This is a genomic window from Micrococcus sp. TCR-5 (assembly GCF_052220525.1).
Classification (GTDB): domain Bacteria; phylum Actinomycetota; class Actinomycetes; order Actinomycetales; family Micrococcaceae; genus Micrococcus; species Micrococcus luteus.
The window spans coordinates 153,120-165,481 of sequence record NZ_JBQPDO010000003.1; the positions used below are offsets into that span (position 1 = coordinate 153,120).

Genomic DNA, 12,362 nt, shown 5'->3' on the forward strand with positions numbered 1-12,362 from the left:
TTCTGGGTCACCGGATGCGGGCGCCCGAGGGGCTCGGGCCAGGGTGACTGAGCTCACGGTAGGGTCACGATTCCGTCACGGCGAGGCCGCGGGCCGAAGTCTGGCGGATGGTCGAGGCATCTCTCGCGGTTCCGCCAGCCGGGCCGGGCGGATGGTCGGGGCGCGCACAGCGGCACCCCAGCGTCGGCCCGCGCCGGACACGACGACGGCGCCGCGCCCTCCCGGCGGAGGTGCGCGGCGCCGTCGGGCCCGCGGTGGGGTGGAGCCCCCTGCCGGATTCGAACCGGCGACCTGCTGTTTACAAGGCAGCTGCTCTGGCCAGCTGAGCTAAGGAGGCCGGCGGCCGGCGCCCGGGGGCGCCGCGGCCGACCCTCCCAGCGTACAAGGCCCGGGCGGACGGCACGGGGCGCCCCCTGCGTGGGGACGCCCCGCGGACCTCGGCGACGGGTCAGCCGGGTCAGCCGGCGATCTTGGCGCCCGCCCAGTCGGCGAAGGTCTTGTCCTCGCCGTCGAGGGCCCAGTTCTTCCCGTCCACGAACACGGTGGGGGTGCCGGCCACGCCGGCGACGCGCGCCTGGCGGGTGGTGTGCTCGACCGCGGAGCGGAACGTGCCGTCCTCGACGCAGGAGGCGATGTCCGCGCCGTGCTCCTGCGCGAGCTGCGTGATCGCCGCGTTGTCCAGGCCCTTGCCCTGGTGCTCGTCGTAGGCGGCGAACAGGGCGGCCACGAAGCCGTTGTAGGCCTCGGGCTTCTGGTCCGCCACGCAGTACGCGGCGTTGGCGGCGCGGGCCGAGTAGTTCTGGTTATTCGGGGCGCTCAGGTAGTCCACCATCCGGTACTCGACCGTGGCCTCACCCTGCTCGAGCCACTGCTCGATCTGGTCCGCGTTGGTGGACTCGAAGTCCGCGCAGTGCACGCAGTTGAAGTCCGCGTAGAGCACGATCCGCGTCGGCTCGCCGTCCGCCCGGGCCTCGGTGTTCGGCAGGGTCTCGGGCTGGGAGCTCGCGGACTGCTTCGGCACCTCGATCTTCGAGGGGTCGACCTCGCGTTCTCCCGCGCCCTCCGCCAGGGCCGTGGCCGAGGCCAACTCGATGCCGCCCTGCTCGTTCGCCACGGCGGGGATGGGGCCGGCGGTGGCGGCGTCGTCGCCGTTGCGGTTGAGCACGAACGCGACGACGAGGCCGATCACGAGCACCACCGCGAGGACCGAGCCCCAGATGACGCCGGTGCGGCGGCGACTGTCCTTCCTGCGCTGCTCCTCCTGGATCTGGCGGGCACGCGCACGAGCGTCCGTCGCCGAGGTGTGCGAGCCTGACATGTTCCGGGCCAAGGGTCCTCCTCGTGGGGCAGTCGGTCCGGGTCGAGCACCGGAGCCGGCGGGCAGCGGGCGCGCCGCGCCAGGCGAGCATAGCGGCCCTGTCTGGAAGGATCGTGACCATGGACACCGCCGAGACCCCCTCCCCCGTCGATCGACTGACCATCACGGGCGCCCCGTCGGGGGACGCGACCGAGGACCCGGCGACGTCTCTGCTCGCCCTGCCCTGGGTGCTCCCCCTCGACATGTGGCCGCGTGAGGTGCTGGCGGCCCTGCCGCGGGGCATCTCCCGTCACGTGGTGCGCTTCGCCCGGATGGGCGGGGGCATCGTGGCGGTGAAGGAGACCACCGAAGAACTCGCGTTCCGCGAGTACCGGCTGCTGCGCCGGCTCGAGCGGAGCCCGGCGCCGTCGGTGGTGCCGGTGGCCGTGGTCACCGGACGCACGGAGGACGACGGCACGCCCCTGCCCGCCGCCCTCGTGACCCGGCACCTGCGCTTCTCCCTGCCGTACCGCGCCGTGTTCTCGGAGCGCCTCGAGCGCCGCACCCTCGTGCGGCTCATGGACGCGCTGGCGACGCTGCTCGTGGAACTGCACCTCGAGGGGTTCATCTGGGGTGACGTCTCCCTGTCCAACGTCCTGTTCCGGCGGGACGCGGGCGGGTTCGCCGCTCACCTGGTGGACGCCGAGACCGGCGAGCTGCGGGAGCGGCTGTCCAACGGCCAGCGCGAGCACGACCTGGACGTGGCCGCCGTGAACGTGGGCGGCGAGCTGCTGGACCTGCAGGCCAGCGGGCTGCTGGACCCGGAGGTGGACCCCGTCACCACGCCGGACCTGCTCGTGGCCTCCTACCGCCGGCTGTGGGACGAGCTGACCGAGCCTCTGCTGTTCCCCCGCGCCGAGCCGTGGCGCCTGGACCGCCGCGTCCGCCGCCTGCAGGAGCTCGGGTTCGAGCTGGCCGAGTACTCACTGCGCGCCGCCGACGCCCCCGGGATGATGATCGCCCGGCCCGTCGAGATCCACGCGGGCTACCACCGCCGTCGGCTGACCCGCCTCACGGGACTCGAGGTCCAGGAGAACCAGGCCCGCCGGCTGCTCGTGGACATCGAGGCCGCCCGCCGGGAGTGGGACCCGTACATGGACATCGAGGCTGCGGCGCACCGCTGGGTGGTGGAGGTGTTCGACCCCGTGGTCCGCTCGGTGCCCCTTGAGCTGCGAGCCAAGCTCGAGCCCGCCGAGGTGATGCACCAGCTCCTCGAGCACCGCTGGTACCTCTCCGAGGCCCGCGGCCGGGCCGTGCCCCTGCAGGAGGCGGTGGACTCCTACGTGGACACGGTGCTGCGGGCCCGCCGCGACGAGGACGCGGTGGCACTGCACCCCACGACCACCATGCTGCGCGCCGTCCCGCCTGCGGACGCGGACTGACGCCGGACACGGCTCAGCGGCGCAGGAGCAGGAAGCCGGGGGCCGGGACCGCCGCCGGCACCGTGCCGGGGCCGAGCGGGCCGTGGTCGCCGTGGCCGGCGAGCAGCTCCGCCCGCGTCAGGTCCGCGGGCACGGGAAGCGGCTCCGCGCCGAGGGCGACGAGCAGGACGACGTCGGCGTCCTCGCCGGCGCGGGTGAGGCGCACGTGGCGCCGGGCCGCGTCCACCTCGGCCCGGACGCGGTCGCGGCGAGGGTCGGTGAGCTGGGGCAGCGTGCGGCGCAGGCCGATCAGGGTGCGGTAGGCGGCGAGCACGCGCACCCCGCGGCCCTGGCCGTCCGTGCCGCCCGCGGCCTCCGCCCAGTCCAGCACCGCCGCGTCCCGCGTCGCGGGGTCCTGCGGGTCGGGGACGTCGGCCGGGTCCCAGCCGTGGGCGGCGAACTCGCGGCGTCGTCCCTGCCGGACGGCGTCCCCGAGCTCGGGCTCGCGGAACGAGGTGAAGAACGGCCACGGCGTCGAGGCCGCGAACTCCTCCCCCATGAAGAGCATCGGCACGTGCGGGCCGGTCAGCAGCAGGGCGGCCTCGGCCGCGAGCGCACCCTCGGACAGGGCGGCAGCGGTGCGGTCGCCGCCGGCACGGTTGCCCACCTGGTCGTGGTTCTGGATGCTGGCCACCCACGCGTGGTTGGGGACAGCCTCCGGCACGGGGCGCCCGTGGTCACGGCCGCGGAAGGTGGAGCGGGTGCCGTCGTGGAAGTAGGTGCGCTCCATGACCTTGGCCACCGCCTCCAGCGGGGCGAAGTCCGCGTAGTAGCCGTGGGTCTCCCCCGTCGCGGCCACGTGCAGGGCGTGGTGGACGTCGTCGTTCCAGGCCGCGGCGAGGCCGAGCCCGCCGGCGTGGCGGGGCAGCACCAGACGCGGGTCGTTGAGGTCGGACTCGGCCAGGAGGGGCACGGGTCGGCCGGCACGGGCCGCGATCCCGTCCGCGAGCGCGGCCATCTCCTCGAGCAGGTGCACGGCGCGGGCGTCCCGCAGGGCGTGCACCGCGTCCAGGCGCAGCCCGTCCACGCGCATCTCCTCGAGCCAGAAGCGGACGTTGTCCAGGACGAGCCGGCGCACCTCGTCCGAGTCGGCGCCGTCCAGGTTCAGGCCGTCGCCCCAGCCGGTGCCGCCCTGACCCAGATACGGCCCGAACACCTGCAGGTAGTTGCCGGAGGGGCCCAGGTGGTTGTGCACGACGTCCTGGACCACGCCGAGGCCGGCGGCGTGGGCGGCGGCCACGAAGCGGCGGTAGGCGGCGGGGCCGCCGTAGGACTCGTCGACGGCGAACCACGCCACCCCGTCGTAGCCCCAGTTCCGCGGCCCGGGGAAGGAGTTCACCGGCAGCAGCTCGACGTGGGTGACCCCGAGGTCCGTCAGGTGCGGCAGGCGGGCGATGGCGGCGTCGAGGGTCCCCTCGGCCGTGAAGGTCCCCACGTGCAGCTCGTAGAGGACGGCGCCGCGCAGGCCCCCGCCCTGGGGTGCGGCCGGATCGGACTCCACCCCGGGCGGCCCGGTCCAGCCCTCGTCCGGCCACGCGAAGGCGCGGCCGGCGACGTCGCGGCGGGAGGGCCCGTGGACCGTGTCGGGCTGGCGGCGGGAGCGGGGGTCCGGCACGGGGTCCGCCCCGTCCACGCGGTAGCCGTAGCCGGGGTCGGCCGGCGGCTGGGCGGCGTCGAGGCCGAGGGTGGCCAGCGGGTCCTCCGTGGGCGTCCACCAGCCTCCGGCGGCGGGGTCCATGGCCACGACGGCGGCGACGGGCCAGCGGTCCTCGGCGTCGTGCAGGGCGCCGGGCTCGGTGTCGACGAGGACGAGGTCGACGCTCTCTGCGTGCGGCGCCCACACTGCGTAGGGGACGACGCGCGCGGCGTCGACGGCGGCCCGCTCGGCCGCGGCGGGGTCCAGGGGGTCGGAGCCGATCGGGTGCAGACCCGGGGCGGGGGCGTCGGCCGGACGGGGCTCGGTCACGGGGCGGTCCTCTCTCGGCGGTCGGACGGGTCGCGCGCCGGGACGAGCAGCGCGACGGGCAGGGTGCTGAGCAGTTCGTCGAGGCACACGGCGCCGCGCGCGTCGGGGTGGACGGGGTGGCCGGTGACGGCGTCCTCCCACCGCCCCGCCGGCACGGTCACGACGGTCTCGCCCCAGCCGCCCGCGGCCGCCAGGCGGACGGGCCAGCGGGTGGCCACGGCGAGCGCCCCGCCCCGGTCGAACGCGATCGCGTGTTCGGCGGCGGGGCCGGAGACGTCGAGCGGGCGGTGGCCGGTGAACAGCTCGGGCCGGTCGCGGCGGGCGCGCAGCACGCCGGCCACGACGGCCAGCTTGGCGGCGGCGGGGTCGTCGAGGCCGGGCGTGTGGCCGGCGTCGAGGCGGTCCAGCAGGTCGGCCCGGGCCGCGAAGTCCACGGGGCGGCGGTTGTCCGGGTCCACGAGGGTGGGGAAGGGCACCTCCGTGCCCTGGTAGACGTCGGGGACGCCGGGGGCGGCGAGCTGGACGAGTTTGTGGCCGAGCTGGACCACGAGGCCGGGCTCAGCGATGCGGTCCGCGACGGCCTGCAGCACGCCCCGCGCTGGCCCCTCGGGGGAGGTCACGGCGGCGGCGAGCGCGGCGAGCCGGGCCTCGAACTCGGGGTCCTGGTCCGTCCAGGTGGTGGCCAGGGCCGCCTCGCGGGAGGCCTTCTGCAGGAAGCCGAGGATCCGTTCCTCCTCCGGCGCGGTGCCGTCCGTGGGCCAGACGCCCACGATGGACTCCCAGAGCAGCCGCTCCGCGTCGGGGTGGCCGAGCGGGTGGAGGCGCCTCAGCTCCGCGAGCTCGGCGGCCCAGCGGTCGGGCTCCTCGGCGAGCACGGCGATGCGGGCGCGCACGTCCTCGCCGCGCTTGGTGTCGTGGGTGCTCAGGGTGGTCATGGCCGTCGGCCAGGCGGCCTGGCGCGCCTGCTGGGCGGCGTGGAAGTCGGCCAGGGACAGGGCGACGTGGGAGGGGTCTCCGCCGACCTCGTTCAGGTTGGCCCACCGGGTGTAACGGTAGAAGGACCGGTCCTCGACGCCCTTGGCCATCACCATGCCGGAGGTCTGCTGGAACCGGCGGGCCACGGGCGAGTCCGGGTCGGTCAGCTCGGGCCGCAGGTCGCCGAGCACGGCGGCGAGGGCCGGCTCCGCCTCGGCCGCGTCCGCCAGCGCGCCCTCGAGCACGGCCAGGCCCACGGGCAGGTAGGTGCGGTACACGGGCAGCCGGGCCAGCACAGCGGCGAACGCGGCGGCCACGTCCTCGTCCGGGTGGGCACCGAGGGCGTGCACGGCGCGGACCTCCCGGACCAGCCGAGCGGTCTCGGCCGCGAGGGGGCCGGTGGCCACGTCGTGCTTGGCCCGCACCACGGCCTCGTCCCACTCCCGACGACGGCGCGCGTCCTCGGCCGCATCGCCGGCGGCCTCGGGGTGCATGAAGACGCGTTCGACCTCGCCGAGCGCGTCGTAGCCGGTGGTCCCGTCCACGGGCCAGTCCGCGGGCAGCGCCTCACCGGGCTCGAGGATCTTCTCCACCACGAGGTAGCCCTCCGGCAGGACGTGGGAGCGCAGGCGCCGCGCGTAGCCGGCCGGGTCCGCCAGGCCGTCCGGGTGGTCCACGCGCAGCCCGTCCACGAGCCCTTCGCGGACCCAGCGGGCGGGTTCGGCATGGACGGCGTCGAAGACCTCGGGCTCGTCCACCCGGACGCCCGCGAGCGTGGTGACGGTGAAGAAGCGGCGGTAGTTCAGCTCGGCGTCGCCGCGGCGCCAGCCGACCAGCCGGTAGTGCTGACGGTCGTGCACGGCGCGGGCCAGGCGGGACCGCTCCGGGGTCGGCTCCTTCGCCGGGTCCGCCTCCGCGAAGACCTCCGCGGCGCGCAGCCCGGTCTCCGCCTCGGCCGCCTCGAGCGATCCGGGGGCGAGGGGGTAGACGTTGTCCCAGTAGCGCAGACGGCCGCCCTCGGTGTCGACGACGAGACGGTCCAGCTCCGCGTCCGCGTCCCCGTCAGTGCCGTCCCCCAGGACGGGGATGAGCAGGGACCCGCCGCCGGCCGCCCAGTCCACGTCGAACCACGCCGCATGCGCCGCCTCGGGACCGTGGGTGAGCACGTCCCACCACGCCGGATTGGCCCGGGGCGTGGCCACGCCCACGTGGTTCGGCACGATGTCGACGAGCACGCCCACGCCCGCCTCGTGCGCGGCGTGCGCGACCGCGTCCAGCCCCTCGGCCCCGCCGCGGGCGGCGTCCAGCCGCGTGGGGTCCACGACGTCGTATCCGTGGTCGGAGCCGGGCTCGGCCTCGAGCAGCGGCGAGAGGTAGAGCCAGTCCACGCCCAGGCGCCGCAGATAGGGCACGAGCCCGGCCACGGACTCCAGCGGCAGATCCGGGCTGACCTGGAGCCGGTAGGTGGACGCGGGGGCGGAACGGACGGTCGAGGTGCTCACGCGGCGACGCTAACAGAGGCCCCCGACGCGGCATCAGGCCCGACGGACGGCGGCGGACGCGGTCACGGGGCCGGACGCAGCGGCAGGTCCTCGTACTTCTCCGGCGGGTTGTGGAAGATGTCCTCGCCGACGAAGGGCTCGCCCGAGGGGTCGACCAGGACCATCTCGTCCCGCAGGACGGTCCCGTCCGGCTGGGTGAGGTCGATGATGAACCCCGTGCCGGACTGGCGGATGCGCTCGATCGAGGTGTAGCCGTACTTGGCCGTCAGGTTCTGACGCAGCGTGTCCAGCCCCGCCAGGTGCGTCCCCACACCCACGCTGGCCAGCACGGCCGCGACCGCCAGCATCACGGCCCCCACCCGGCGCTGCAGCCGGGTGTTGTCCAGGACGTCCACCTCGGTGTTGCGTCCGTGCTCGTCAGCGTGCCGCCGGTGCCGGCGCTCGCGCCAGATCCCGGCGGCCAGCAGGATGCCGCCGACGACGAGCGCGAGGGCGGCCGCCCAGTAGGCGAGCCAGGGGGTGAAGAGGTTGACGGGCGCGAAGGTCATGCCCCCAGTGTGACATCCCTCACGTCCGCGGGCCGCTCAGGGCAGGCCGGCACCGCGCACCGCGGTCCACAGGCGGTGCCACTGCGCGGAGTCCATCGCCTCGGCCGCGGCGGCCGCCTCGGCGCACGCGGCGACGCGCTCCGGGTCCTGGGTGCCGATCACGGGCCGCACGCCCCACGGCAGGCGCAGCAGCCACGCGAGCACCACGGCCTCCCGACTGACGCCCAGCTCCGCTGCGACCTCGCCGACGACGCCGGCCGCGCCGTCGTCGCCGGAGCTGAACCGGCCCTGGCCCAGCGGACCCCAGGCCTGCAGCTCGATCCCCTCGGCGGCGCACACCGGGCCGAGGCGCCCGGCGTCGGCGTCCGCGGGGGCGTCCGGGTGGTTGGCGAGCACGACCGCCTCCACGAGGGTGCGGTGGTGCAGGCCGAGCTCGACCTGGACGCACGCCAGCCCGGTCCCGTCCGCCGCCTGGCTCTCGAGCTCGCGCTGGAACTCGAGGACGCGGCCCACGCCGAGGTTGGAGACGCCCAGCTTGCCGACCAGGCCCGCCTCTCGCGCGTCGAGGAAGGCGCGCACGGTGTCGGCCACGGGCGTGAGGACGTCGGGCCGGTGGATGATCAGGGTGTCTACGCGCTGCTCGCCGAGGCGGGCCAGCGAGCCCTCCAGCGAGGCGCGCACGTGCTCGGGCGAGGAGTCGTAGCGGGTCAGGCGCCGCCCGGCCGGGTCCGTCTCGTGCAGGACGATCCCGCACTTGGTCTGCACCTTCAGGGCGGAGCGCTCCTCATAGGGCAGCTCGTGCAGCAGCCGGCCGACGGTCTCCTCGGAGCGGCCGGCCCCGTAGATGTCCGCGGTGTCCAGCAGATCGACGCCGGCCTCGATCCCGGCGCGCAGGGCGCGGCGGGCACGCTCCACGGCCGCCTCGGCCTGCGCTTCGCCCGCGGGCCCCTCCGGCCCCGCCCCCGGATCGGCGCCCGGGGGCGGCGGGGGAACGGACCCCCAGGCCATGGTCCCGAGGACGATCGGGGTGGCCGGGGTCGGGTCGGGGTCGAGCGGCGGATGCGTGGGGGCTGTGCTCATGGCCTCACCGTCTCACGTCCGCCCGCCCCGGGTCCGGACCCGCCGCCCTGTGATGGGATGGGTCCATGAAGCTCGCCACGTTCCGCCAGCCCGACTCCGACGCCGCCTACCCCGGCGCCACGTTCGCCGCGGTCATCACCTCCGTGCACCCCGAGGACCCCGAGGTCGCCGTGCGCGCCGTCGCCCTGCCGGACTGTCGCGACGTGGGCGAGTACCTCACCGCCACGCCGGAGGAGCAGCGGGAGATGGTGGAGGGCGCCCTCCGCGCGGCGCAGGCCGACCGGTCCCTCCTGCTGGACACCTCCGGCCTCGTCTACGACACGCTCGTGCCCTTCCCCACCAAGGTGTTCTGCGTGGGCCTGAACTACACGAACCACATCGACGAGACGGGCCTGGAGCGCCCTGAGCATCCGACGCTGTTCGGGAAGTTCCCGCAGTCCCTCACGGGTGCACTGGACCCGATCGAGGTCCCCGAGGAGGACCACCGGGTCGACTACGAGGGCGAGCTGTGCATCGTGGTCGGGGAGCCGGGCCGACGCATCGCCGTCGAGGACGCCCCGGAGCACATCGCGGGCTACGCGGTGGCCAACGACATCTCCATGCGCGGCTTCCAGGGCCGCACCTCCGAGTGGCTGCAGGGCAAGGTGTGGGAGGCCTCGACGCCCGTGGGTCCGTGGCTGGTCACCCCGGACGAGTTCCCGGCGGACGCGCGCGTCCTCACGCACGTCAACGGCGAGCTGCGTCAGGAGGACCGGGTCGCCGACGTCGTCTTCTCCCCCGCCGAGCTGGTCTCCTACGCCTCGCAGCTGATCACCCTGAACCCGGGCGACCTGATCCTGACCGGCACGCCCGCGGGGGTCGCCCTGGCCCGCCGTGACGCCGAGGGCCGCCGCCCGTGGCTGCGTCCGGACGACGTCGTCGAGGTGGAGATCACCGGGCTGGGACGCCAGCGCAATGAACTCGTCTGAGGCGGCGCCGGCGGACGCCCTGCCCCGCGTCGTCGGCATCCTCGGTGCGGGGCGGGCGGGCACCGCGCTGGCACGGGCGATCGCGCGCATCCCCCGCCTCTCCCCGGGCACGGCCGCCCCGCGGGTGATGGTCGCGGGCACGCGGCGCCCCGCGGCGGTCCAGCGCCACCTGACGATCTACGCGCCCGAGGCCGTCGCCGTGTCGGCCGAGGACCTGGCGGCGGAGGCGGAGCTCGTCGTCGTGGCCGTGCCGCGCGAGGCGCTCGACGACGTCGACCCGCTCGCCCTCGCCGGGCCGGCCACGCGCGCCGTGGTGGACCTGACGAACACGTGGGGGGACGAGCCGGTCCCGGCGTGGCTCGACGACGACGGGTCGCCGGGCACAGCCCGGATCGCCGCGCGCTGGGCCGCCGCGGGGCTGCGCGTGCCCATCGTGCGCGCGTTCTCGGAGATCTCGCACCACGACCTGGAGGACGCCGGGCGCGCCACGGCCCCGCGTCGCGCCCTCGCGGTGGGCACCGAGCGGACTGACGCGGCGCCCGAGCCGGCCGCGGTCGCCGCCGCGCGCGACACGGTGGTCGCCCTCGTCACCGCGATGGGCTTCGACGCGGTCCCCTACACGGGCCTCGACCGGGCCGGGGTCCTCGAGCCGGGGGCGGCGGGATTCGGCACCGCGCACGACGCCGGCCGGCTCGCCGCGCTGCTCGCCGACGCGCCCACCGGCTGAGGCGCGCCACCGGCCGCGGTGCCTACGCTGGGCGGGACCGCCGACCCTCCCAGGAGGCCCCCGTGACCCGTCCGACGCACCGCACCGCCCGCCGCACGCTCACCGCGGTCGCCCTGTCCGCCGCCGCCCTCACCGGACCGGCGGCGTCCGCCACCGTCGTCGCCCTGCCGGTCACGGCGGGGGTCACGGGCGCCGCCGCGCCGCAGGCCCACGCCGTGGCCTGGGACCAGGTGGAGCTCGTGGATGACGCGGGCGTGATCGACCTCGCCCAGCTGCGCCGTGACCTGGCGGGGATCGAGTTCCGGGAGCCGACCCGCGTCGCCGTGGTCACCGAGCGCGGCCCGGACCTGTCCGCACTGGACGACGACCGCGCGTCTCAGGCGTTCAACGGGCGGGTGCTCGAGCGGGCTCGCGCGGAGCACCCGGACTGGCTCAGCGCGGACGGCCAGAAATGGGCCGACGGCCTCGTGATCGTGGCGCTCGACCCGGACAACCGGTTGATCGGGGTGTACGTGGGCGAGGACCGGATGCTCAGCACGGACCGGCTGCGGGAGGTGCGCGAGGCCGGACACGAGGCGGCCCGTGCGGCCCGGTGGACGGACACGGTCGTGGAGGTGACGGACGCCGCCGCAGAGCTGATCGGGCGCCCCTGGTGGCAGGCTCCCGAGCTGTGGTTCGGCGCGGGGATCGTCGGTGTGGCGGGCGGTGGCGCCGCGGCCGCGGCACTCGCGAGCCGACGGCGTCGCCGCCGCCGGACGGCCGACCTGCTGGCCGAGGCCCGCACCCACCTGACCCCCGTCACCCTGGAGATGGACACCACCGAGGTGAACGCGTCCACGGTGCCCGAGGACTCGCCCCACGCGGCCGCGCTGATGGAGCGCTTCCGCAACTTCCGGCGCCAGGCGCTCGATGCGTCGGCGGAACTGGACCGCCTCGAGGCCCTGCCGGAGCGCAGCCTGCATCGCACAGAGCACGCCCGGGCCGCGGAGGACGTCCGGGACCGCGCCCGTGAGCTCGACCGCCTCGACGACGCCGTGGCCGCGGCGAACACCTTCCTCAACCGCCACGCGGGGTGGCCGTCGGCGTGGGACCAGCAGACCGCCCCGCTGCGGGCCGACCTGGACGCCGTCGGCACGCTGGCCTCCTCCGTCGGCTCCGCCGGAGCCGTCCGGTCCGCCGTCGCGGCGCTGGAGTCCTTCCGCGCCGAGGCCCAGGACCGGCTCGAGGCGCTGGGTGCGGACCTGCAGGACGACCGCCTGACCCCGGCCGCGGCGTTGGACGAGCTGGACGCGCTGCGGCGTCGCCTGACCGGGCTCGTCTCCGCCCTCGCCGACGCCGAGGTGGCGGCGTTCGGCAAGGACGAGGCCGAGCGTGAGCTGCTGCGCGACGAGCTGCGCTCGCACCGTGGCCCGGCCCGGTCCGCGCGCGGCTCGATCCTGGACTCCGCACTGCCGGCGGATGCCTACTGGACGGTGGTGGCCTTCACCACGGGCCACCAGGCCGGCGAGCGGTCCGTCCAGGACCATCGCCAGGCGCAGTCCAGCTCCTCCGGGACCGGCTACGGATCCTCGGGCGGCTCGTTCTCCGGGGCGGGCTCGTCCGGCCGATTCTGAGCCGATCGGGGCCGGATCTGAGCCGGAAGCTCGTCCGGGCCGGGCACCCGGTCCCTGGCCCACCGTTCCGTTCTGCGAGACATTGAAGGACCATGACCGCCGCTGACACCCCCGAACCCCGCCAGAACCCCCTCGCGTTCTTCCTCGACAAGGCCGTGCCCGAGGCGTGGCACGCGGTCGGGCCGCTGGTCTCGGCCGCGCGCGC

The 12,362-nt window shown here is 75.8% G+C and carries 9 protein-coding genes and 1 tRNA gene; 4 read left to right on the top strand and 6 right to left on the bottom strand.

What is annotated here, in order from left to right; all coding sequences use genetic code 11:
* Positions 1 to 260 precede the first annotated feature (260 nt).
* Positions 261 to 337 (bottom strand) — tRNA-Thr (locus ACTSKS_RS03430).
* Between the two features lie 120 nt (positions 338 to 457).
* On the bottom strand, positions 458 to 1,318 hold the full coding sequence (locus ACTSKS_RS03435) for a DsbA family protein (protein WP_231862071.1): 861 nt from the start codon (positions 1,316 to 1,318) through the stop codon (positions 458 to 460).
* Between the two features lie 119 nt (positions 1,319 to 1,437).
* Between ACTSKS_RS03435 and ACTSKS_RS03440 the strand changes: the two genes are divergently transcribed.
* Positions 1,438 to 2,739 (top strand): DUF4032 domain-containing protein, encoded by a 1,302-nt coding sequence (locus ACTSKS_RS03440; RefSeq protein ID WP_061867192.1) that lies wholly within the window; start codon positions 1,438 to 1,440, stop codon positions 2,737 to 2,739.
* A gap of 13 nt (positions 2,740 to 2,752) precedes the next feature.
* Here ACTSKS_RS03440 and treZ read toward each other — a convergent pair whose 3' ends face one another.
* The 4 genes from treZ to ACTSKS_RS03460 form a co-directional block, all read right to left on the bottom strand.
* Positions 2,753 to 4,744 (bottom strand): malto-oligosyltrehalose trehalohydrolase, encoded by a 1,992-nt coding sequence (treZ, locus tag ACTSKS_RS03445; protein WP_182488656.1) that lies wholly within the window; start codon positions 4,742 to 4,744, stop codon positions 2,753 to 2,755.
* Entirely contained in the window at positions 4,741 to 7,221 is a 2,481-nt protein-coding gene (gene treY, locus ACTSKS_RS03450; RefSeq protein WP_442927290.1) for a malto-oligosyltrehalose synthase, read from the bottom strand. Before treY ends, treZ begins: the two co-directional genes overlap by 4 nt.
* 62 nt (positions 7,222 to 7,283) lie before the next feature.
* Positions 7,284 to 7,769, bottom strand: coding sequence for a hypothetical protein (locus ACTSKS_RS03455; RefSeq protein WP_063190217.1), 486 nt, complete (start codon positions 7,767 to 7,769; stop codon positions 7,284 to 7,286).
* A 36-nt stretch (positions 7,770 to 7,805) separates the two neighbouring features.
* Positions 7,806 to 8,849 carry an aldo/keto reductase gene (locus tag ACTSKS_RS03460; RefSeq protein WP_134416258.1) on the bottom strand — a complete coding sequence of 348 codons (1,044 nt, stop codon included), beginning with the start codon at positions 8,847 to 8,849 and terminating at the stop codon, positions 7,806 to 7,808.
* Between the two features lie 65 nt (positions 8,850 to 8,914).
* Here ACTSKS_RS03460 and ACTSKS_RS03465 point away from each other — a divergent pair, with 65 nt between their 5' ends.
* From ACTSKS_RS03465 to ACTSKS_RS03475, 3 genes are all read left to right on the top strand, one after another.
* Complete coding sequence (locus ACTSKS_RS03465) at positions 8,915 to 9,817, top strand: fumarylacetoacetate hydrolase family protein (protein ID WP_442927291.1); 903 nt, start codon at positions 8,915 to 8,917, stop codon at positions 9,815 to 9,817.
* Positions 9,804 to 10,544, top strand: coding sequence for an NAD(P)-binding domain-containing protein (locus ACTSKS_RS03470; protein WP_134416256.1), 741 nt, complete (start codon positions 9,804 to 9,806; stop codon positions 10,542 to 10,544). The genes ACTSKS_RS03465 and ACTSKS_RS03470 overlap by 14 nt, the downstream gene beginning before the upstream one ends.
* A gap of 62 nt (positions 10,545 to 10,606) precedes the next feature.
* Positions 10,607 to 12,157: a DUF5129 domain-containing protein gene (locus ACTSKS_RS03475; protein WP_095695337.1), complete on the top strand. Its 1,551-nt coding sequence runs from the start codon at positions 10,607 to 10,609 to the stop codon at positions 12,155 to 12,157.
* Positions 12,158 to 12,362 lie beyond the last annotated feature (205 nt).